Raw genomic sequence first — 21,285 nt, 5'->3', positions numbered from 1 at the left:
TGGCGGCCATGGGCCTGACCCGATCCAAAGGCGGCAAAGCCCTTTATACGGCCATCCGCGAACGTGGCCACAGCAGTACCGCCAGCTTTAACATCCTGGCCAGAAAGCTGGCCAGGATCGCCTGGGGAGTCTTCAAAAGCGGTCGGGACTTTGACCCAGCCATGCTGAAAGTGGGTCAAGCCTGCTTCCAGCAGGCTTGACCGCGAACATAGGATCTCGGCTCTACAGGGGGGGGCAGCGTCCCTGCCTCAGCGCAGCTGGCTTTCGGCGAATTCCCAGTTGACCAGCTGCCAGAACGCCTCCAGATAACGCGCGCGGTCATTCTGGTAGTCGGTGTAGTAGGCATGCTCCCAGACATCGCAGCACAGCAGCGGGGTGCTTTCACCCGTCAGCGGCGTGCCGGCATTGCGGGTCGCCTGGATGCCCAGCTGCCCGCCCGGGTGCTGCACCAGCCACACCCACCCCGAGCCGAACAGGCCCAGCGCGGTGCGGTTGAATTCCTCGCGCAGGCGCTGCACGTCGCCGAACTGGCGCTTGACCAGCTCGCCCAGGCGGCCCTGCGGTTCGCCGCCGCCTCGGGGGCGCAGGCACTGCCAGTAGAAGCCGTGGTTCCACGCCTGGGCAGCCGCATCGAACAGCTTTCCCTGGGCCTGGCGGACGATTTCCTCCAGTGACGCGTCTTCCCACTCGGTGCCGAGGATGCCGGCATTGACCGCATCCACGTAGGCGCGATGGTGGCGACCGTGGTGCAGTTCCAGGGTCTGTGCGGACAGGTGCGGCTGCAGTGAGCCGGAAAGGTAGGGCAGGGCAGGCAATTCGACAGGCATGGACAGGTTCGTGGCCAGAGGGGCGGCGGCAGCCGGTTCCATCCGCTTACAATGGCGGCTACCGTGGGCAGTCTAGCCGACCACCGCGGTCGGTTTGTCCGGCGAAGCAAGGAGTGAGGTTGTGGCGGTAATGCAGCAAATCCAGGCCGAGGTCGATCGTTACCCGCTCGTGCTGTTCATGAAGGGCACCCCGCAATACCCGATGTGCGGCTTCTCCAGCCGCGCCGTACAGGCGTTGATGGCAGCCGGCGCGGTCACCCTGCGCACCGTCAACGTGCTGGAAGAACCCGAGATCCGCGCCAACCTGCCGCGGTTCTCCAACCTGCCGACCTTCCCGCAGCTGTTCATCAACGGCGAGCTGATCGGCGGCTGCGACATCGTCCTGGAACTGTTTGAAGCCGGCGAGCTCAAGCGCATCGTCGAAGAGGCGACCCAGGGATGAGTGCCTGGCCATCGACGTCACCGACCAACGGGGCGCTCGATGGCCGCCCGTTGCAGGATCGCGTGGTGCTGGTTGCCGGCGCCGGCGGTGGGCTGGGCAGTGCGGCGGCCGTTGCCGCCGCCGCCGCTGGGGCTACCGTGGTCCTGTTGGGGCGCAAACCGCGCCGCCTGGACCGTGTCTATGCCCAGGTCCAGGCGGTCGGCCCGGAACCACTGCTGTATCCGCTGGATCTTGAGGGTGCGGGCCCCGACGACTATGCCGAACTGGCCCAGGCCCTGCAGCGCGAGCTGGGGCGGCTGGATGGAGTGCTGGTCTGTGCCGCCCATTTCCCCGGATTGACCCCGTTCGAACTGGCCGACCCGGCCAGTTTCGCCCGTGCGGTGCATGTCACCCTGACTGCTCCGGCGTGGCTGGCCCAGGCCTGCCTGCCGCTGCTGCGGCAGCGCGAGGATGCCGCCCTGGTGTTTGCGGTTGATGCCTCCGAACGGGTGGGGCAGGCCTATTGGGGTGGGTACGGCGTTGCCCAGCATGGCCTGCGCGGGCTGATCACCAGCCTGCACGACGAACTCGGCCGCAGCCCGGTGCGGGTCAGCGGCCTGTATCCGGGCCCCCTGCGCACGGCGCTGCGCGCCCGGGCCTATTCCGTCGACCAGGACCCGGCCGCGCTGGGCCCGGAGGCGGCCGCCGCTGCGGCCGTGGCCCTGCTGTCCAGCGCTGGCAGCGCCTGGCGGGGCCAGATTCTCGATGCCAGCCAGGCATTCCCCGGTGAGTGAGTTCCGGGGAAAGGCGGAGTGAAGAACCCGTCACGATTGCGTTGCGATCCGGTGCCGTTTGTCGCACAACCGTCACATTGATGGCGTAGCGTGTTAATCTAGTGTTAACCGTTATGGCTGCCTTCAGCCAAGCGGTAGGGAACCCCAGATAAATCTCCGACCAGCCACCCGCAGGGCTGTTTGGATGCGCTTTTTTTCCGCCATCGCCAACTCGCATCGAGGCTACCGAAAAATGACCCACCCACTCCGGATGTCCAAGCTTACCCTTGGTCTCGTGGCCGCACTTGCCGCCGCTCCCGCCTTCGCCCAGAGCACCTCTGCTGGTGTCGGCGGCCAGGTGATGTCCGCCGCAGGCCAGCCTGTCGCCGGCGCTGAAGTCACCATCACCCACACCGAGTCGGGCACCGTTTCGCGCGCCACGACCGATGCGTCGGGTCGATACAACGCGCGCGGCCTGCGCGTGGGTGGTCCGTACACCATCACCATCACCAAGCCGGGTGCTGGCACCAAGACCGAAGAAGGTGTCTACCTGAACCTGAACCAGGTCAACACCGTCAACGCCAACCTGGGCGGTGACCTGGCTGCGACCAACCTGGACGCCGTCAACGTTGTCGCCACGGCCGTGGGCAGCGATCTGTTCAGCGCGTACAAGATGGGTACCGGTACCAACGTCAACCGTGAGACGCTGGAGTCGCTGCCGTCGGTGAACCGCAACATCCAGGATTACATCCGTCTGGATCCGCGCATCTCGCAGGTCAGCAAGGCTGACGGCGCGATCTCGGTCGGTGGCCAGAACACCCGTTACAACGCCATCCGTATCGACGGCATCGGCGCGGGCGACCCGTTCGGCCTGGAATCCAACAACCTGCCGACCGAGCGTCAGCCTGTGTCGATGGATGCGATCCAGGAAATCAACATCGATATCGCCAACTACGACACCACCATCGCCGGTGGTACCGGTGCGGTGATCAATGCGGTGACCAAGTCGGGTACCAACAACTTCGGCGGCACCGTGTATTACGCGTACCGCGACAAGGACATGGTCCGCAAGGAGCTTGAAGGCGTCCGCTTCAACGGCTTCGACGACGAGAAGACCTACGGCATGACCTTCGGCGGCCCGATCGTCAAGGACAAGCTGTTCTTCTTCGCCAACTACGAGAAGATGGAGCGTTCGGCTCCGGGCGTCAGCCTGACCGATTCGCCGTACGGCAAGGGCACCATCACCGATGCCGACATCGCCCGTGCGCAGCAGATCGCCACCGGCTACGGCTTCGACGCCGGTTCGCTCAATCGCCCGGCCAACAAGACCGAGGTGGAAGAGTACGCGCTGAAGATCGACTGGAACATCAACGAGAACCACCGCGCTGCGGTGCGTTACAACAAGCTCGAGCAGAACGTCGTCCGCTTCCCGCAGATCAGCAACAGCGCGATCTCGCTGAGCACCTTCTGGTACCAGCAGCCGAAGACCTACGAATCCTGGATGGGCGAACTGTTCAGTGACTGGTCCGAGAACTTCTCGACCGAGTTCAAGATCTCGCACAAGGAATACACCTCGGTCCGTACCACCCCGTCGAGCCTGCCGCAGATCCAGATCCGTGGCTTCGGTGCCAGCGGAAATGACTCGCTGTACTTCGGTACCGAGCAGAACTCGCACGTCAATGCGGTCGAGAGCAAGGAACTGAGCGCCTTCGGTGCCGCCAACTGGTACATCGGCGACCACACCGTCAAGTTCGGCTTCGATTACTCGAAGAACGACCTGATGAACTACTACGGCCGTAACGTCAATGGCGCGTATGTGTTCAACAACCTGGCCGATTTCGCAGCAGGTCGCGTCAACCAGTACGTGGTGCGTGCCCCGCGCGCGGGTGGCAGCTACGACGACATCCCGGCCAATTACACCCTGAAGAACACCGGTGTGTTCATCCAGGACAGCTGGGCGGTCAACAGCAACCTGACCGTGCAGGGTGGTGTCCGCATCGACATGCCGGACTTCAGCAACCAGCGCCTGTACAACCCGCGCATCATGGAGCTGTACGGCTACGACAACACCCAGCTGCCGGACAAGAAGCTGGTGCAGCCGCGCTTCGGCTTCAACTACACCTTCGACAGTGAGCGTCCGACCCAGCTGCGTGGCGGCGTGGGCCTGTTTGGCGGCGCAGCCCCGAACGTGTGGCTGGCCGGTGCCTACCAGAACACCGGTCTGAACTACACCGAGTACACCGTCCGCAACCAGAACGGCATTTTCACCCCGAACACCAATCCGCCGTACATTCCGGCTGCTGGTGCGGGTGCGCGCCAGAACGTCGACATCGCTGCGCCGGACCTTAAGCTGCCGTCGGTGTGGAAGTCGAACATCGCCTTCGACCACGAACTGCCGTGGTACGGCATCGTCGCGTCGGCTGAGTTCCTGTACACCAAGGTCAAGAGCGGCATCTACTTCGAACGCCTGGACCTGTACAAGAACGCCGGCGGCCCGTCCTACACCCGCATCGGCCAGGACGGTCGTGAGCTGTACTGGAATGACGCAGGCTACGTGCCGTGCGCCGGCACCAACTGCTCGATCCGCGAAGGCGCGACGGCCGTGGGTGGTGGCACCGTGGGTGGCAAGGCAAACCGTCCGACCGACATGGGCGACGTGCTGCTGATGCGCAACACCGACAAGGGCAGCAGCCGCCAGTTCACCGCCGGCCTGAACAAGCCGCTGACCGAGAACTGGGGCTGGTCGCTGGCCTACACCTACACTGCCGCGAAGGAAGTCAGCCCGCTGACCAGCTCGCAGAACACCTCCAACTGGGGCAGCACCCTGATCGGTACCGCCAACGAGAACGTGGCCTATGACTCGCGCTATGCGATCAAGGACCGCGTGACCGGTTCGATCAACTGGAAGAAGGCGTTCTTCGGCAACTACAACACCACCGTGGGCCTGTTCTATGAAGGCCGTTCGGGTCGTCCGTTCAGCTACATCTACTACAACGACATGAACGGCGACGCCGCTGCTACCACCGGCGCCGGCTACTTCAACGACCTGTTCTACGTGCCGAACGGCCCGGGCGACGTCAAGTTCACCGGCGGTGCGGCGATGGAAAAGGCCTTCTTCGATTGGCTGGCCGCCAATCCGCAGCTGGCGAAGTACCAGGGCCAGATCGCCCCGGCCAACGCCTTCCGCACCAAGTGGGTCAACAGCTTCGACCTGCACATCGCCCAGGAATTCCCGGGCTTCGTGAAGGAGCACAAGGGTGAGCTGGCGCTGGACATCATGAATGTCGGCAACCTGCTCAACAAGAAGTGGGGCCGCATCGAAGATTACGGCTTCAACTCGACCGCCCGTGTGGCCAGCTACGCAGGTATCGACCCGGCGACCGGCAAGTACATCTACAACTTCACCGGCAGCACCGATAACCCGACCATCCAGGAAAACAACAACGACAAGGGCAACACCGGCGTGTCGCGTTGGTCGATGCAGCTGACCCTGAAGTACAAGTTCTGATCCGTCAGAGCCTGAAGCAGTAAGTGAAAACGGCCGGGGAAACCCGGCCGTTTTCCGTTCAGGCGAAAGTCCTTGCAGGCCACTCCGCATCGGCGTAGCATCCAGAAATGTGCGCGGTGCCAAGGCCGCCGATGCGGTCCCGGAAAGGCGAACGCGGGGAGCACACATCCAACGGTCGGGCTTCCCGGCCGTTTTGCTTTTTAAGGGGGCGGCAGTACAGTCGGAAACCTTGAAGGAAGCGAAAAATTGGACATGACCACGAACGAAAAATCAGCCCGCGCACTGCCGGTGCAGGACGCGCGGATCTACCCGCGCGGTGGGCTGGATGTGCTGTCGCGGGCCGAAGTGGCCCGCCTGCGCGATGCCTCTGCCGGCGGCATGCACGAACTGCTGCGCCGCTGCGCGCTGGCCGTGCTGACCAGCGGCAGTGCCTCCGACGATCCGCGCGCGGCGCGCGATCTGTATCCCGATTTCGACATCCAGGTGGCGCAGCAGGATCGCGGCGTGCGCATCGACCTGGTCAACGCACCGGCGATGGCCTTCGTCGATGGCGAGATCATCCGCGGCGTCGCCGAGCTGCTGTTCGCCGTGGTGCGTGACCTGGCCTACATGGCCATCGAGATGGGCCCGGCCTACGCGGCCGAGCTGGAGTCGTCCGAGGGCATCACCAACGCGGTGTTCGGCCTGCTGCGCAACGCGCGCATCCTCAACCCGGGCGACCCTAACCTGGTCGTGTGCTGGGGCGGCCACTCGATCTCGCGCGATGAATACCTGTACACCAAGCAGGTGGGCTACGAGCTGGGCCTGCGCGGCCTGGACATCTGCACCGGCTGCGGCCCGGGCGCGATGAAGGGCCCGATGAAGGGCGCCACGATTGCCCATGCCAAGCAGCGCCGTACCGTGACGCGTTACATCGGCCTGACCGAGCCGGGCATCATCGCCGCCGAGTCGCCGAACCCGATCGTCAACCACCTGGTGATCATGCCGGACATCGAGAAGCGCCTGGAGGCCTTTGTCCGCATCGGCCACGGCATCATCGTGTTCGCCGGTGGCGTCGGCACCGCCGAGGAGATCCTGTATCTGCTCGGCATCCTGCTGCGCGAGGAGAACAAGGACCTGCCGTTCCCGCTGATCCTGACCGGACCGACCGTGGCGGCGCCGTACTTCGAACAGATCGACCGCTTCATCCGCCTGACCCTGGGTGACGAAGCCGCCGAGCGCTACGAGATCATCATCGGCGACCCGGTCGCGGTGGCGAAGAAGATGGCCAATGGCATCAAGCGCGTGCGCGAGCACCGCCTGGCGCAGAAGGACTCGTTCTTCTTCAACTGGTCGATCGAGATTCCGTGGGAGTACCAGCAGCCGTTCGTGCCGACCCACGAGGCGATGGCGGCGCTGGACCTGCACCACGGGCGTGCGCCGCACGCGCTGGCGGCGGACCTGCGCCGGGCGTTCTCGGGCATTGTCGCCGGCAACGTGAAGGAAGACGGCATGCGCCGCATCGAAGAGTTCGGGCCGTTCCAGATCCATGGCGACCCGGACATGATGCAGGCGCTGGACGCGTTGCTGCGCGCTTTCGTCGAGCAGCGCCGGATGAAGATCTCCGGCGAATACCAGCCCTGCTACCAGGTGCTGGCCTGAGCCCGCGCCGGCGCGATGGGGATCGCGCCGGACGGGGTAGGGCAGGTCGGGTCGTCAAGGCTTTGACGCCCGTCGCCCTGGATTGACCGTTCATCCTGCCGCCGCTTGCCGGTGGCAGGGCGATGGCCCATCGTGGCCATCAACACGCTGGGGAGCGTCCAATGTCTTTGCGCCGGCAAAACGGCTTCACACTGGTCGAGTTGATGATCACGCTGGTCATCCTGGTCATTCTGGCCAGCATCTCCTATCCCAGTTTCCGCACCGCGATGCGCTCGAACCGCCTGACCACCACCAACAACGAGGTGATCGGCCTGTTGTCGCTCGCCCGCAGCGAGGCCATCCGCAACCGCCATGGTGGCGGGGTGTGCGGCAGCAGCAACGGCACGTCCTGCGATGGCGACTGGAGCAAGGGCATGCTGGCCTGGGGCGACGCCGATGGCGATGGCGCCGTCAGCGGCAGCGAAAGCGTGCTGCGCTTCTCCAAGGGCAGCAGCAGCCTGGCGGTCGAGGCTCCCAGTCCAACCGTCATCACCTTCGATTCCCAGGGGCGCCGCCGCGCGTCCGCCGACCAGGTCGTGAGCCTGGTGCCGCAAGGCTGCAAGGCGGGTGACCCCATGCGGACCCTGACCGTCCTGTTCTCGGGCCAGGTCCGCTCCACCGCAGGGACCTGCAAATGAAACGTCGTCGTTCCGGCATGGGCGGGCCTGCCCGCAGTCGTGGCTTCAGCCTGATCGAGGTGCTGATCGCGCTGCTGGTGCTGGCGTTCGGCCTGCTTGGCTTTGCGCTGCTGCAGACCATGAACGTGCGGTTCGTGCAGAGCGCCAGCCAGCGCACCCAGGCCACCAGCCTGGCCTACGATCTGATCGAGCTGATGCGCGTGCAGCGCAGCGAAACCCTCAACGGTGGCGAATACACCAAGGCCTCCTTCACCGCCGGCTCGGTCACCGCGCCGGCTGGCCCCTGCACCTGGCCCAACAGTGCCGACGTGACAGCCTCCAAGGCGAACGTGGCGCGCTGGCAATGCCAGGTGGTCAAGGTGCTGGGAGGCAAGGCCAGCGCCAACGTGACCGTCAATGATGGCCTGGTCACGGTGGGCATCGGCTGGGGAGACGAGCGATGGAACGCAGCCAATCCCGACAGCATCACCACGTTCACCCTGGTTACCCGTCTATGAAGCGCGCGCCTTCCGCTGCCAGCCATGCGGCTGGCCTCTCGCTGGTGGAACTGCTGATCTCGCTGGTCATCGGCCTGGTGCTGATGCTGGGCGTGACCCAGATCTTCATGGCTTCGCGGGCGGCCTCGCAGCTCTCCGAAGGCGTCGCGCGCACCCAGGAAAACGCTCGATTCGCACTGGAGTTCCTCGAGCGCGACATCCGGATGGCCGGGCACATGGGCTGCGTGAACGACCAGGCGCACCTGGTGCGCGCCCAGGACAGTGTCAAGGTCAACATTGCTGGCGTGAAGTCGGGTGATGGCAGCCCGATGGACTTCTCGGTGCCGATCCAGGGTTACGAGGCGCAGGGTACTGCGCCTGGCAACAAGCTGACCCTCGGCGCAAGCTGGGGGGCTGCCGGCAGCACGCCGTCGGCAATCACCAATCTGAAGCCCAAACCGCTGGGTGGCAGTGACATCATCGTGATGCGCTACCTGGCACCGGAAGGCTCGCCGGTGCTGTCCATCGGCTCCGGTACTTCGCCGGACATCACGATCGCCAAGGACGCGGCGGCCCGACTGTCGGCCGGTGCCGTCACCACGCCCTCGGCGTTTGCCGTGGCCGATTGCAGCAAGGTGGATGTGTTCGCCGGGAAAATCGCCGACAGCACGATCACGGCCAGCAAAGCCGATCTCTCGGCGTATTCGGCCAACAACGCGGTGACCATGGTCTATCGGGTGGAATCGATGGCGTACTACGTGGCCACCAATACCGCCGGCGAACCCGCGCTGTACCGCGCGCGTGGCGCTGGCGACAACACGTTCGGCACCGGTGAGGAGCTGGTGGAGGGCATTGAGAGCCTGCAGTTCCTCTACGGCCAAGATACCGAGACGGCAATCAGCAGCACCGCGCCGCCCACCGGAGTAATCGCCTTCCAGAAGACTGCCAGCGGGGTCAGCACCGGTACCGATGCCGCCGCTGTCGCTGCGTGGCGGCGGGTTGGCCTGGTGCAGTTCGGACTGCTGGTGCGCAGCCCGCAGCGGGCCGCGGCCGAGCAGGCCAATACGGCGGTGGCCCAGCTGGGCGTGCTCGGCGTTGGCTTCAATCCGCCCACGACCTACGATGATCGCTACCGTGCCTCCTACGAGGTGTCCGTGGCACTGCGCAACCGACTGTTCGGGAACTGATGACCCATGAAGCCCTCCGTCTCCCGTAGATTCCAGGGGCGTACGCAACAGCGCGGTGCGGTGCTGTACGTGGCCCTGATGCTGTTGATCCTGCTGTCGCTGATCGGCGTGGTCGGCATGCAGGTGGCGAGCATGCAGGAGCGCATGTCCTCCAACTACCGGGCCGCCAACGTGGCGTTCCAGGCCAGCGAACGAGCGGTACGCGATGCCGAGCGGTCGATCGAGGAGATCGACAACAATACCGGCGATGGCGGCGCGTTGAAGGCTGACGCCATCAAGCGCATCTGCGATGACGGCTTCGATCCCACCCGCTGGGTGGGTGAGCAGAAACTGTCGGCGGCGCCGGTGGTCAGCGTGCGCCGTATCGACGCCTGCATCCAGGGCGAATCGACGCTGGGCATGGGCACGCCGGAAAGCGAAGAGCCCACCCGCGTCTACCAGATCACCGCGTTCGGCTCCGATCGCGATGCCGCCACCAGCAACGAGGGTACTTCCTCGGCGGCTGTCGACACTGTTTTCAAGCTTTGAGGAACCCGGTCATGGCGACCCGAAAGATCAAGATCCTGGCCGGCTCCGGGCTGTTGCTGGCGGTGGCTGGCGGCACCTGGCTTGCGATGAACCTGTTCGCCGCGCAGGCGCAGGGCACGTTGTCGCAGCACCCGATGAACCTGAAGGTCTCCGCGCCGCCGTCATTCATCATGGCGGTGGACGATTCGGGTTCGATGACCTTCCAGACCCAGTTCCCGGGGCAGGATGGTACGGCGTGCTGGCACTACGGGAGAAAGAGTTTCTTCCGATCGGCCGGAGTGCTCAATACGCCTGAAGACGTGCCCGTAACCTATGACCGGTGGGGAAATGCCATCCAGACCGGTGAGTGCAGTTACTTCTATGTGCTGCCCGGTGCACGGATCAACAGCTACAACGGCATCCCGGCGCTGGATGTCTTCGGGTTTGCCCGATCGGCGGCCTACAATCCGACCTACTACGATCCTGCCATCAAGTACGAGCCCTGGCTGCGGATCGTGAACGAAGAAGTGCAGTCGTATCCAGCGGCGAGCACGTCGGCCACCCTCATCGATCCTCGTGAGACAGATACACTGGCGATCGCCAGCAGCTATCTGGGTACTTCGTCCTGGGATGTCCAGAGGATGCAGGAAGGGATGACGGTACCGGCCGGGCAGACCTACAGGACTGCAAGCAGGGCCAATGGTAATTTTGGCAACGAGAACGCCAATACGAGAGGCGCGACCTGGAGCTCGGCGGGCTATGCGTCGCTGCGCTATGTGCCCGCTACGTTCTACATGCCGTACACCAGCGATGGCGACGCCTATCCGCAGTTGCCGGGCACTGCCAATGCGTACGCAGGTATCCAGCGAACCAGGGTCACCGGCGCCTGCGGTTCGGGATGTGACATGTGGAAGTACGTCATCGGGACCGGTGATGCTGCCGCATTGCAGAACTTCGCCAACTGGTACTCGTACTACGGCAACCGCAACCGGGCGATGATCGCCGGCATGACGCGCGCATTGAATGTCAATGACATGTATGTCGGGTATTTCCGGATCAACGATTTCCAGAATTACAACAGTTCGACAGACTCCAACAAACGGCTTGCGATCCGGGACATGAGCGTGATCGGGCAGAAGTCCGCGCTCTACAGCAGCATGATCGCGCTGACGGCCAGTGGTGGTACGCCGAATCGACATGCCGTCAACGCCGCGGGCCTGCAGTTCATGCGGACCGATGACAATGCGCCCATCAAGCTGTCCTGCCAGAAGAATGCGGTGATGCTGTTCACCGACGGCTACAGCAACAATGGCAACAATCTTTCCTCATCCCTGGCGCCTGCCCCTGGCAACGTGGACGGAAACATGGGGACTCCCTTCTCGGATGGCAATTCCAACACCATGGGTGATATTGCCGCGTACTACTACGTGAACCCGTTGCGAACCGATGATCGGATGCCCCGGGGACAGGTGCCGGTACCGGAGCAATGTGCGACCAGCACCGACAAGTCGCTGGACTGCAACAAGGACCTGCATATCAACTTCTACGGGATCACGCTGGGCGCGCGTGGCAATCTGTTCGATCCGAACAGGCAGCAGAACCCGTATACCGATTCGGCGGTCTACAGCAACTGGCCGGATCGCCAGAACGACAATCCCAGCACTGTGGATGACATCTGGCACGCCGCGACCAATACCCGCGGTGAGTACATCAACGCGCGTACTCCGGCAGACATCACCACGGCCATGCGACGGGTGCTGTCGTCGGTCACCTCCGGGCCAGCGCCTTCGGGCAGCCAGGGCCTGACCGGCGCGCGTATCGGTACCGGATCGCTGGCGGTCACGCCCCAGTTCGAAGTGGCCAACGAGGAAACCGATTGGTTCAGCCGCCTGAAGGCATCCAAGCTCGCGGTGAACGACAAGACGCAGCAGACCGAGTACACGCAGGTGTGGGAAGCGGCGGAGAAACTGGGCGCGCAGCGTTCGCGCACCATCGTCGCCACCAAGGGCAATGCTGCAGTTGACTTCAGCAGCACCAACATCGCCTTCACCGACCTCTGCAACAAGGACGAGAAGCAGTATCCCGGTATTGCGCGCTGTTCTGCGACCGAGGCTGAAAAGCTGGGCGGCGACATCGCCACGGCCATGGCCTATCTGCGCGGCGACGCATCACGCGAAGTACGCAACTCGGGGGGCATCTATCGCACCCGTACCACCGTGCTGGGCGACATCGTCAACTCCAGCCCGGTGATCAGTTCGCCCCGCGACGACTATGGCTACCAGCGCATCAGCACCGCGATGGCGACCTCGTATGCCACGTATCTGACCCGCAAGCGCAACAACGGCCGCTACATGGTCTATGTCGGTGCCAACGACGGCATGCTGCATGCCTTCGACGGTGGCATGAACGGCAGCGGCGTGAGTGACAGTGCCGGTGGCAGCGAGACCTTCGCCTACATCCCTGGAACTGCGCTGGGCCACATGGCCAACCTGCTGTATCCCTACGTGGCGGCCAACAAGTCCGACCAGCGCTTCCGTCATCGCTACTACGTGGATGGACCGATCGCGGTGGCGGACGCACAGATCGGTGGCAACTGGGCCACGGCGCTGGTTGGTACGGCGGGCGCCGGTGGGCGCTCGGTGTTCGCGCTGGATGTCACCACGCCATCCAGCTTCGGTACCGGCAATCGCCTGTGGGAAATCAGTGACGTGGCGCCGGGGCTCGATAGCACCGTGAAGGCGAATATCGGCCATGTCCTTGGCAAGCCGGTGATCGTGCCGGTGAAGGAAGGGACCGGGGTGGCGTGGAAAGCGATCTTCGGCAACGGTTACAACAGCCTCAGCCGCAAGGCCGTGCTCTTCGTGGTCGACCTGGGATCGGGCGCGGTGCGGATGATCACTGCTACCGAGGCCGCGGCGACTGCACCTGCCGGTGACAACGGCCTGGGCAACATCGTGGCCGTCGACCGTTGGCGCGCCGACAGCGCCGGCGGGACGGGGCGTGTACGTGGCCGCGACGGCCTGGCGGACACGATCTATGCGGCCGACCAGCGCGGCGCGCTGTGGAAGTTCGACCTGGAAAGCACGGCGACCTCGGTCACCACGCCGGTGTTCACCACGGCGCGCCAGACCAACAACAACAACCAGGTGTACCGCCAGCCGATTACCGGCGGCATGACCGCCGTGACCGGACCGGGTGGTGGCGTGATGCTGGTGCTGGGTACCGGCAGCTTCTCCTTCGACAATGATCCGCAGGATCTCACCGCGCAGTCGCTGTACGGTGTCAACGACACCAGCAAGGACCAGCCGGAGGCCACGATCGTGCCCGCCAATCTGCTGGCCTATACGGTGACCACCACCAACAAGTTGCGCACGGTCACGGCCACGCCCTTCTCCGGGGCGGCGCGCGGGTGGAGCATTGCATTGCCCGGCGCAGGTGAACGCTTTGTTGGTAATCCTGCCGTGGCGTCGGGAACGGTGTTCATGCCGACCTACATGCCCACCGCGGGTGGCCGTGGCTGTTCGACCGAGGGAAGCAACTGGCTGTTTGGCCTCAATCCGATCTCGGGTGTTGCATCGCTGGAGCAGGCGCGGGTCGGGTCCATTACCGGCACGCCCTACGGAGCGGGCACGGCCGGCGTCAGTCTCGACACCGGCGGCACCGCACCGGTGAAGGACGTCAATGTCTCGGTGATGCCGCGCCTGGCAAAGGGTGCCGATCGAGGCGGGCGCGCCTGCTGGATGGCGGTCAACGTGGCGGGTGCTCCGACGATGTACGTGCCTTATCCCTGCGGTCGCCAATCCTGGCGCCAGATCCAGTAACGAAGACATTCCCATGAGCCTGAACACTCTTTCCAGTACCCTGCGTCGTCCCGGCAAGCAGCACGGTTTCTCCCTCATCGAATTGATGATCGTGGTGATCGTGCTCGGCATCCTGGCGGCGATTGTCGTTCCGTCGTACCAGCAGTACATCCGCCAGTCGCACCGGGGCGTGGCCAAGGCGGACCTGGTGGAGTACGCGCAGCGTGCTGAGCGCTACTACTCGGTGAACAACACCTATTCGGGCTTCGCGCTGCCCAGCAAGGTGTCGCCGCGCGAGGGCGGGACCACACGCTACGCGATCACCTTCGATGGCAAGGCGTCCTCGTTCACGCTGACGGCGACGCCCCAGGGCAACCAGACCAAGGACAGCTGCGGGACGCTGGGCGTGGACCAGGCCAACCGCAAAACGGCCAGCGGCACGGTTTCCGATTGCTGGTAAATCAGGTGTTGATCTTCCTCTGATCGCCCAGTACAATGCGCCTCCCCGCCCGAATAGCTCAGCCGGTTAGAGCACTTGACTGTTAATCAGGGGGTCGTTGGTTCGAGTCCAACTTCGGGCGCCAGATACTGCAAAAGCCGCGAGAAATCGCGGCTTTTGTCTTTTTGGCCCGTCAGCAGGGGAGGGTGCGGTCGACACGCTCGCTGCGGATACGGCCGCCATTGTTGATGACCAACCTGCCATGCAGCCGGTTTCCTGCGCAGATGCGTAGTGTGAGATTGGCGCCGGGACTGCGCCCATCAGGCTGGAAGAACAGCAACGGCCGTCCACTGCTGGCCTGGGCGACGATTGCGATGTCGGTCCGGCCCTGGTGGTGGGTCAGGATGTCCTCGGCGGATGCCGGTGTCCCCCGATGCCTGCCGCTGCGATAGATGATCCAGCCGGTGCTCCAGTCGAGTGAGCACTGCTCACCGTCGTCGCTGGCGCACAGCCCGATCAATTCACGGCGCTTCAGAGCTTCGCTTCGGGCGCTGGAAAGACTGGCATGCAGGGCCAGTTGCAGGGCGTCGGCGCGATGCCGCAACAGCAGCGGATGCAGCGCGGGCCAACCCGCGGCCACCAGGACGGCAAGGACGGCGATCACCACCAGCATCTCGACCAGGTGCATGCCGCGTAGCGCCAAACGATTGGGACGGGGGATGTGGTGCATGGCTTCAAGCCTCTCGCCCCGGCAGCAGCGCCGCCATCAGGCACCGCCGCGCCAGCCTGCCCGGAAACCCCTCAGCTGGCCGTCACCCCTTGCCCCGTATACTTGTCCTCCCCGGGAACTGGCAACACCATGAGCGACCGTTTCGAACTCGTCTCGCCGTATTCGCCGGCGGGCGACCAGCCTGATGCCATCGCGAAGCTGACCAGCAACTTCGAAGCGGGCATCGCCAAGCAGACCCTGCTGGGCGTCACCGGCTCGGGCAAGACCTACACCATCGCCAACGTCATCCAGAACGTTCAGAAGCCAACGCTGATCATGGCGCCGAACAAGACGCTGGCGGCGCAGCTGTATGGTGAGTTCAAGGCGTTCTTCCCGCACAACGCGGTCGAGTACTTCGTCAGCTACTACGATTACTACCAGCCAGAGGCCTACGTGCCTTCGTCGGACACCTTCATCGAGAAGGACAGTTCGATCAACGAGCACATCGAGCAGATGCGGCTGGCCGCGACCAAGACCCTGCTGTCGCGCCCGGATGCGATCGTGGTGGCCACGGTGTCGGCGATCTATGGCCTGGGTGCGCCCGAGGACTATCTGTCGCTGCGCCTGATCCTGTCCAAGGGCGAGCGCATCGACCAGCGCGACCTGATCAATCACCTGACCCAGCTGCAGTACACGCGCAACGAGTACGAGCTTCAGCGTGGCACGTTCCGCGTGCGTGGCGAAGTGATCGACGTGTTCCCTGCCGAGTCGGACAGCGAAGCGCTGCGCATCGAGCTGTTCGACGGCGAGGTCGAGAAGATCACCCTGTTCGACCCGCTCACCGGTGAGACGATGCGCAACATGCAGCGGTTCACTGTCTACCCCAAGACCCACTACGCCACCACCCGCGAGCGCGTGCTGGCCGCGGTGGAAACCATCAAGGTGGAGTTGAAGGAACGGCTTGAGCAGTTGTATGCGGAAAACAAGCTGGTCGAGGCGCAGCGCCTGGCGCAGCGCACCCAGTTCGACATCGAGATGATGGCCGAAGTCGGGTTCTGCAATGGTATCGAGAACTACTCGCGGCACCTGACCGGCAAGAATGCCGGCGAGCCGCCGCCGACGCTGTTCGACTACCTGCCGCCGGACGCGCTGCTGGTCATCGACGAATCGCACGTGACCATTCCGCAGATTGGTGCCATGTTCAAGGGCGATCGTTCGCGCAAGGAGACCCTGGTCGAGTTCGGCTTCCGCCTGCCGTCGGCGCTGGACAACCGGCCGCTGCGTTTCGAGGAGTGGGAGGAGCGTTGCCCGCGCGCGATCTACGTGTCCGCCACGCCGGGCCCGTATGAGTACCGCGAGGCCGGCGACGAGATCACCGAGCTGGTGGTGCGCCCGACAGGCCTGATCGATCCGGTGGTGGAAATCCGCCCGGTGGGCACCCAGGTCGACGACCTGATGAGCGAGGCCAACGCGCGCATCAAGGCCGGTGACCGTGTGCTGGTCACCACGCTGACCAAGCGCATGGCCGAGAACCTCACCGAATACCTGACCGAACACGGCATCCGCGTGCGCTACCTGCACTCGGACGTGGACACGGTCGAGCGCGTGGAGATCATCCGCGACCTGCGCCTGGGCAAGTTCGATGTGCTGGTGGGCATCAACCTGCTGCGCGAGGGCCTGGACATGCCCGAGGTGTCGCTGGTGGCAATCCTCGACGCCGACAAGGAAGGCTTCCTGCGCTCCACCGGCTCGCTGATCCAGACCATCGGCCGCGCCGCCCGCAATGTGCGAGGCAAGGCGATCCTGTATGCGGACAAGGTGACCCGCTCGATGCAGGCAGCGATCGACGAGACCGACCGCCGCCGCGCCAAGCAGGTCGAGTACAACGAAGAACATGGCATCGTGCCGCGCTCGGTGGCGCGCCCGATCGTCGACGTCCTCGAAGGTGCGCGTTCGGATGCGGCGGAGAAGGAAGCCAAGAAGGGCAAGGGCAAGGGCAGGGCGGGTGTTGCCGAGGACGGAGCCGATTACCGCTCGCTCGGCCCGGCCCAGCTGGCGGCCCGTCTGAAGGCGCTGGAACAGCAGATGTACCAGCACGCCAAGGACCTGGAATTCGAGGATGCCGCACGCGTGCGTGACCAGATCCGGCAGCTGAAGGAAGCGAGTCTGGGCTGAACGCGGCGGTGCAGCATCTTCTTCACAAAAGTGTTGCGCTTCACGGCCGGCATCCGTAATATACGCGGCCTGCACCGACGCAATCGCGGACGTTCAGAAGCAAAAACGGGCGGTTAGCTCAGCGGTAGAGCACTACCTTGACATGGTAGGGGTCACAGGTTCGAACCCTGTACCGCCCACCACGAAGTCTCCGGAAGGGGGCTGTCGTGAACTGAAGAGCCCGGCCCTGGCGCCGGGTTTTTACGTAGCAGGGCCAGCTTTCGGGCGGCAAGAACAAGATGGGCGGTTAGCTCAGCGGTAGAGCACTACCTTGACATGGTAGGGGTCACAGGTTCGAACCCTGTACCGCCCACCACCTGGCTCCCGGCACTGCCGGTGCAGCGGTGGATCACGATGAAAGCCGGCCCTGGGCCGGCTTTTTCGTTTGCGATGGTTACCGGTGCCCGAGCGTCAGCGCTGGGCAACCCATTCGTCGATGCTGATCATGCGCTGCAGTCGCCAGTGGCCGTCCACGCGTTCCCAGACCTGCGCGAAACGTGCTGAACCGGCCTGATGCTGCTGGCCGCCCGCAGGCGGGCGCTGGTTGCCCACCCGCAGCACGCGGTCCTGGCGCAACCGGAACAACTGCAGGGCCGTCGGCTCATGTGCCGGGGGCATGCCCGCACGCCCGGCGTCGGCCTGCAGGATCTGGCTGCGCAGGGAGGCATCCCCGGCGTCGGCATCGCGGCCGAACAGGCCAGCGCACAACAGCAGCAGGGCAAGCATCGGCATGGCACGGTGCTCCGGAGAAGGGAGTCCAGCGTGGCACTGCCCCCTGCGCTGTGAAACCGGTATGCGACGAAAGCCGGTAAAGCGTGCGCCAAGTCGATGCGGGAAGGATGAATCCGGGCCGGGAAGTGCCGGGCCGCGCATCACGGCGGCCCGGCGTGGTGGGCCACTGCGGGGTGGCCCGGTCATGGCCGCGGCGCTGGCTCAGCTCCGCGGCGGGTGTGGCAGGTCAGCGATGCCGACCCCATGCACGGATCCGGTTACAGCGGGTCGCAGCACAGCAGCTGGCCGTGCTTGCCCGCGTTGCCGAACGGGCACTGCGGGTGCGGTTCGCAGCCCGGTGCATATCCGGTCTTGGGCGAGACGGCGAAGGCCTGGCTGGCGCCGAAGGCCATGGCCGCGACAACGACGATACCGGCGACGGACGAAAGCACTTTCTTTCCGATCATGTGTATCTCCTTGGTTGGCGTTGTGGAGTTGCAGTTGCCGAAGGCACGGGAGTGCCGGTTGTGGCGCGAATGCAGTAACAGGGCGCCGCGACGTGATGCGCGGCATGCGGGATCAGGGCAGCGCCGGCTTCGGCGCGAGCGACGCGACGGCGGCCTGCACGACCTGGGCGTCGAGCTGCCCGACATGCTTGTAGGCAACGCGGCCATCGGCGGCCAGCACCATCAGCATCGGCGTGACAGTGGCGCGATAGCGCGTGGACGCAGCGGCTTCGTTGTCGATGGCGATCGGGAAGCGCAGTGCATGCTTGCCGGCGTAGTCCGCCAGCCGGTCGTATGGCGGCAGGCCGACACCGACCAGTTCGCTGTTGCCGCGGGCCGCGGCGATCTGCTGCAGCTGCGGTACCGAGGCCAGGCAGTAGCGGCATGCGGTGGAGAAGAAATAGAGGATCTGCGGAACGTCGCGCGCACCGCCGATATCGACGAAGGTCTGCTGCGTGGTGCGCAGCGACAGTGCATCCGGGCGACTGCCCAGCTCGAGGCCGTGTGCTTCAAGGCGCATGTCCTGAAGCTGAGTGGCCATCTGCTCGTTGATCTGTCGCAGATGGCGGTTCTGCCATCCGAGCGCGATGACCAGCACGGACAGCAGCAGGGCGACAACAGGGAACAAGGCGCGCTTGAGCATCGATCATCCTTGAACGCAGCGTTGGGTCGAACATACCCGAACTGGCGCGCAGGGTGTTAAGCGGATGTTCTCGGCACATCCACCGATGACGGGCCTGTACTAGAGTGATGCCCGCGCAGGCATGCGTGCATACCCTCCACCCATCACCAGGATCTTTCACCGATGAGCGATCATGTGCCGGTTTCCAGGCCCAATCCGTTCTTTGAACTGCTGTTCGGCGGCAACATGCTGGAAGGTACGTTCAAGGCAGTAATCTGGGTCGCCCTGTTGTCCGCTGTGCTGGCCTGGACCACGTTCCGCTGAGCGGGTGCGCGGCACTGCAGCATCGTTGCCGATGGCCTGCGCTCAGGCGCTGAAGGCCTGGCGCAGGCTGCGCAGGGTGGCCTGCCGATGCTCTTTCGCGCTGGCCTCGCCCATCTCCAGTTCCTGCAGGCGCAGCCCGACCAGAGTCATCGACAGCGCGTATCCCCGGGCCGCGTCGGCAACGCGCGACTGGCCGAGCGCGCGGCGTGCAAGCGCGCTCACGTGCTCAAGGTCGGGCATCAGCCCAAGGTAGGCGCGCTCGGCGCTGTCCAGATCGGGGGCTCGCAGGATCGCGTGTGCTTCGGAGGTGGGGGAGACGGAGGCCATGGGGGGTCCTTGTCCGTAGCGGGCGCTCGTTCAGAACGAGCGCATCAGGGAAATGAAGGCCGACGACTGGGTGCCGCGTCGTGCCATCGGGCTGTCCTTCACTGCATCGCCGAACCACTGGTTGGCAACCACACCGGTCGCGCGCCACTTCGTGCCCAGGGGCGTGCTGACGGCGATCTGCAGGCTTGGCGATGTCGTGCTGCCCGGCTGGTAGGCGGCCAGTCCGGAGCGCAACGCTTCCTCATCGCTGATGCCGTAGTAGTAATCCAGCAAGCGTGCGCTGGAGTGCACCACGCCCACCTTGGGGAGCCAGGTGAAGCGGCCGGCCTGGATCTGATAGCTGTAGTGCAGGCGCGATTCGAAACCGCCGCCGTGGCCGGTGATCTCACGCATCACCCCGGCTTCGACGATGCCCCAGTCGGCGCTGTATTCGCCGTTGATGCCGGCCATGGCCGACATCTGCCGGCTGTGCAGGCGGCGCAGCTGCGGATCATTCACGTCATCGGTCTTGAAGCGCAGCGTGTAGGGCGTGACCGCCGTCGAAAGGCGCAGGCCCTGGCCCTTGTACAGATACATCCCCAGCGAGCCGGGGCTTGCGAAGAAGCGCTGGCCCTGCCAGGCAATGGACGGGACCACCAGCGGCTTGACGTCGTAGTGCGCATACGCGCCCGAGGTTGCGCCAGCACTCATGCCGGCCTGCACGCCCGGGTTGCGGTCGGCGGCCTGCGCGAACACCGGCAGGCCGAAGGCAGCGGAGAACAGCAGCGGGCGCAGCAGGGTCGGGGACAGTAACGGCATCGATCAGCGACTTTGCAGGGGATGGCTGCGCATGGTGGGGGAGCAACATTGTCAGAACATTGCGTCGGCGCATCCGGCAGGCCGAAGCGGAAAAAGTGGGCGCCAGGCACTATGATCGGCACCGTTTCCGGAAGCCGAGCCCCCGATGCGCATCCTCCTGGTCGAAGACGATCCTGATCTGTCCCGAGCCCTGCAATCGGGACTGGAGCGGCAGGGCGTGGTCGCCGATGTGGTTGGTTGCCTGGCCGAAGCCGCCATCGCGCTGCGCGAACCCGTGCACCAGCTGATGCTGCTCGACCGCCAGTTGCCTGATGGCGATGGCGCGGGCTTCGTTGCCGTTGCGCGGGCCCTGCGCCCGAACCTGGCGGTGATCATGCTGACTGCCAAGGGCACGCTGTCGGACAAGGTCGAGGGCCTGGATGTCGGCGCCGATGACTACCTGGTCAAGCCGGTGGCGATCGAGGAACTGATGGCGCGCATCCGTGCGGTGTCGCGGCGGCCCTCTGCGATGGTGACACCCAGCCTGCGACTGGGCCGGCTGGAATTCGATTTCGAATCGCTGCAGGCGCAGGTCGATGGCCAGCTGCTGGCGCTGCCGCGGCGGCAGGTGCTGGTGCTGCAGGCGCTGGCGATGCGGCAGGGACGCACCGTCACCCGCAGTGCGCTGGAGGCAGCAGTGTACGGCTTCGATGACGAGATCCAGTCCAATGCACTGGATGCGCATATCTCCAAGCTGCGCAAGGCGCTGCAACAGGCGGGGGCCGGCGTGGAGATCCATGTGATCCGCGGTGTCGGCTACCTGCTGGCGGAGGCCTGAG

Annotated in this window: 21 protein-coding genes and 3 tRNA genes; 17 read left to right on the top strand and 7 right to left on the bottom strand. The window is 64.8% G+C overall.

The annotated features are described in order from the left end of the window. The coding region (locus V3B41_RS17325) for an IS110 family transposase (RefSeq protein ID WP_329861714.1) at positions 1–200 on the top strand (200 nt) is incomplete at its 5' end. A gap of 48 nt (positions 201–248) precedes the next feature. On the opposite strand, the gene V3B41_RS17320 is transcribed toward V3B41_RS17325, so the two are convergent. After that, positions 249–827, bottom strand: coding sequence for a superoxide dismutase (locus tag V3B41_RS17320; RefSeq protein WP_049432595.1), 579 nt, complete (start codon positions 825–827; stop codon positions 249–251). Positions 828–948: 121 nt separating this feature from the next. On the opposite strand from V3B41_RS17320, the gene grxD reads away from it, so the two are divergent. The 11 genes from grxD to V3B41_RS17265 all read left to right on the top strand — a co-directional run bounded on the left by grxD (position 949) and on the right by V3B41_RS17265 (position 14,401). Continuing rightward, positions 949–1,269 carry a Grx4 family monothiol glutaredoxin gene (gene grxD, locus V3B41_RS17315; protein ID WP_005408852.1) on the top strand — a complete coding sequence of 107 codons (321 nt, stop codon included), beginning with the start codon at positions 949–951 and terminating at the stop codon, positions 1,267–1,269. Next, positions 1,266–2,042, top strand: a complete 777-nt coding sequence (locus V3B41_RS17310) for an SDR family NAD(P)-dependent oxidoreductase (RefSeq protein WP_197632304.1) — start codon at positions 1,266–1,268, stop codon at positions 2,040–2,042. The genes grxD and V3B41_RS17310 overlap by 4 nt, the downstream gene beginning before the upstream one ends. A 232-nt stretch (positions 2,043–2,274) precedes the next feature. Next, positions 2,275–5,529 (top strand): carboxypeptidase regulatory-like domain-containing protein, encoded by a 3,255-nt coding sequence (locus tag V3B41_RS17305; protein ID WP_329861723.1) that lies wholly within the window; start codon positions 2,275–2,277, stop codon positions 5,527–5,529. Positions 5,530–5,781: 252 nt separating this feature from the next. Further along, positions 5,782–7,170 (top strand): nucleotide 5'-monophosphate nucleosidase PpnN, encoded by a 1,389-nt coding sequence (gene ppnN / locus V3B41_RS17300; protein WP_154348764.1) that lies wholly within the window; start codon positions 5,782–5,784, stop codon positions 7,168–7,170. 161 nt (positions 7,171–7,331) lie between these two features. After that, positions 7,332–7,847 carry a Tfp pilus assembly protein FimT/FimU gene (locus tag V3B41_RS17295; protein ID WP_197620521.1) on the top strand — a complete coding sequence of 172 codons (516 nt, stop codon included), beginning with the start codon at positions 7,332–7,334 and terminating at the stop codon, positions 7,845–7,847. Continuing rightward, complete coding sequence (gene pilV, locus V3B41_RS17290) at positions 7,844–8,344, top strand: type IV pilus modification protein PilV (RefSeq protein ID WP_005408857.1); 501 nt, start codon at positions 7,844–7,846, stop codon at positions 8,342–8,344. The genes V3B41_RS17295 and pilV overlap by 4 nt, the downstream gene beginning before the upstream one ends. Beyond that, positions 8,341–9,510 carry a PilW family protein gene (locus tag V3B41_RS17285; protein WP_295548496.1) on the top strand — a complete coding sequence of 390 codons (1,170 nt, stop codon included), beginning with the start codon at positions 8,341–8,343 and terminating at the stop codon, positions 9,508–9,510. The genes pilV and V3B41_RS17285 overlap by 4 nt, the downstream gene beginning before the upstream one ends. Before the next feature lie 6 nt (positions 9,511–9,516). Further along, positions 9,517–10,038 carry a PilX N-terminal domain-containing pilus assembly protein gene (locus V3B41_RS17280; protein ID WP_049432582.1) on the top strand — a complete coding sequence of 174 codons (522 nt, stop codon included), beginning with the start codon at positions 9,517–9,519 and terminating at the stop codon, positions 10,036–10,038. 11 nt (positions 10,039–10,049) lie between these two features. Continuing rightward, a complete protein-coding gene (locus tag V3B41_RS17275) occupies positions 10,050–13,838 on the top strand; it encodes a PilC/PilY family type IV pilus protein (protein ID WP_329861722.1) in 3,789 nt (1,262 codons plus the stop codon). A 13-nt stretch (positions 13,839–13,851) separates the two neighbouring features. After that, positions 13,852–14,277, top strand: a complete 426-nt coding sequence (locus tag V3B41_RS17270) for a type IV pilin protein (protein WP_049432588.1) — start codon at positions 13,852–13,854, stop codon at positions 14,275–14,277. Positions 14,278–14,324: 47 nt separating this feature from the next. Beyond that, a tRNA-Asn gene (locus tag V3B41_RS17265) sits at positions 14,325–14,401 on the top strand. Positions 14,402–14,449: 48 nt separating this feature from the next. Here V3B41_RS17265 and V3B41_RS17260 read toward each other — a convergent pair. Then, positions 14,450–14,944 carry a GspH/FimT family protein gene (locus tag V3B41_RS17260; protein ID WP_111203395.1) on the bottom strand — a complete coding sequence of 165 codons (495 nt, stop codon included), beginning with the start codon at positions 14,942–14,944 and terminating at the stop codon, positions 14,450–14,452. Between the two features lie 171 nt (positions 14,945–15,115). Here V3B41_RS17260 and uvrB point away from each other — a divergent pair, with 171 nt between their 5' ends. The 3 genes from uvrB to V3B41_RS17245 all read left to right on the top strand — a co-directional run bounded on the left by uvrB (position 15,116) and on the right by V3B41_RS17245 (position 17,495). Next, positions 15,116–17,140 (top strand): excinuclease ABC subunit UvrB, encoded by a 2,025-nt coding sequence (gene uvrB, locus V3B41_RS17255; RefSeq protein WP_049432592.1) that lies wholly within the window; start codon positions 15,116–15,118, stop codon positions 17,138–17,140. Between the two features lie 107 nt (positions 17,141–17,247). Further along, positions 17,248–17,322, top strand: a tRNA-Val gene (locus V3B41_RS17250). Positions 17,323–17,420: 98 nt separating this feature from the next. Continuing rightward, a tRNA-Val gene (locus V3B41_RS17245) sits at positions 17,421–17,495 on the top strand. A 95-nt stretch (positions 17,496–17,590) separates the two neighbouring features. On the opposite strand, the gene V3B41_RS17240 is transcribed toward V3B41_RS17245, so the two are convergent. The 3 genes from V3B41_RS17240 to V3B41_RS17230 all read right to left on the bottom strand — a co-directional run bounded on the left by V3B41_RS17240 (position 17,591) and on the right by V3B41_RS17230 (position 19,039). Then, positions 17,591–17,911 carry a hypothetical protein gene (locus tag V3B41_RS17240; protein ID WP_100443626.1) on the bottom strand — a complete coding sequence of 107 codons (321 nt, stop codon included), beginning with the start codon at positions 17,909–17,911 and terminating at the stop codon, positions 17,591–17,593. Positions 17,912–18,168: 257 nt separating this feature from the next. Beyond that, positions 18,169–18,357 (bottom strand): hypothetical protein, encoded by a 189-nt coding sequence (locus V3B41_RS17235; protein ID WP_005408865.1) that lies wholly within the window; start codon positions 18,355–18,357, stop codon positions 18,169–18,171. 112 nt (positions 18,358–18,469) lie between these two features. Continuing rightward, positions 18,470–19,039 carry a TlpA disulfide reductase family protein gene (locus V3B41_RS17230; RefSeq protein WP_049432533.1) on the bottom strand — a complete coding sequence of 190 codons (570 nt, stop codon included), beginning with the start codon at positions 19,037–19,039 and terminating at the stop codon, positions 18,470–18,472. Between the two features lie 162 nt (positions 19,040–19,201). Between V3B41_RS17230 and V3B41_RS17225 the strand changes: the two genes are divergently transcribed. Further along, positions 19,202–19,342, top strand: coding sequence for a hypothetical protein (locus V3B41_RS17225; RefSeq protein ID WP_005408867.1), 141 nt, complete (start codon positions 19,202–19,204; stop codon positions 19,340–19,342). Positions 19,343–19,384: 42 nt separating this feature from the next. On the opposite strand, the gene V3B41_RS17220 is transcribed toward V3B41_RS17225, so the two are convergent. Together V3B41_RS17220 and V3B41_RS17215 are read right to left on the bottom strand one after the other, a co-directional pair. Continuing rightward, complete coding sequence (locus tag V3B41_RS17220; protein WP_049432529.1) at positions 19,385–19,669, bottom strand: hypothetical protein; 285 nt, start codon at positions 19,667–19,669, stop codon at positions 19,385–19,387. Positions 19,670–19,699: 30 nt separating this feature from the next. Beyond that, positions 19,700–20,467 (bottom strand): MipA/OmpV family protein, encoded by a 768-nt coding sequence (locus tag V3B41_RS17215; RefSeq protein WP_049432526.1) that lies wholly within the window; start codon positions 20,465–20,467, stop codon positions 19,700–19,702. Between the two features lie 145 nt (positions 20,468–20,612). On the opposite strand from V3B41_RS17215, the gene V3B41_RS17210 reads away from it, so the two are divergent. After that, positions 20,613–21,284: a response regulator transcription factor gene (locus V3B41_RS17210; protein ID WP_033833867.1), complete on the top strand. Its 672-nt coding sequence runs from the start codon at positions 20,613–20,615 to the stop codon at positions 21,282–21,284. The last annotated feature ends 1 nt before the right edge of the window (position 21,285 follow it).

The organism is Stenotrophomonas sp. SMYL89 (assembly GCF_036319985.1).
In the GTDB taxonomy this organism is placed as follows: domain Bacteria; phylum Pseudomonadota; class Gammaproteobacteria; order Xanthomonadales; family Xanthomonadaceae; genus Stenotrophomonas; species Stenotrophomonas maltophilia_Q.
This window is presented reverse-complemented; position numbering and strand designations above follow the sequence as displayed.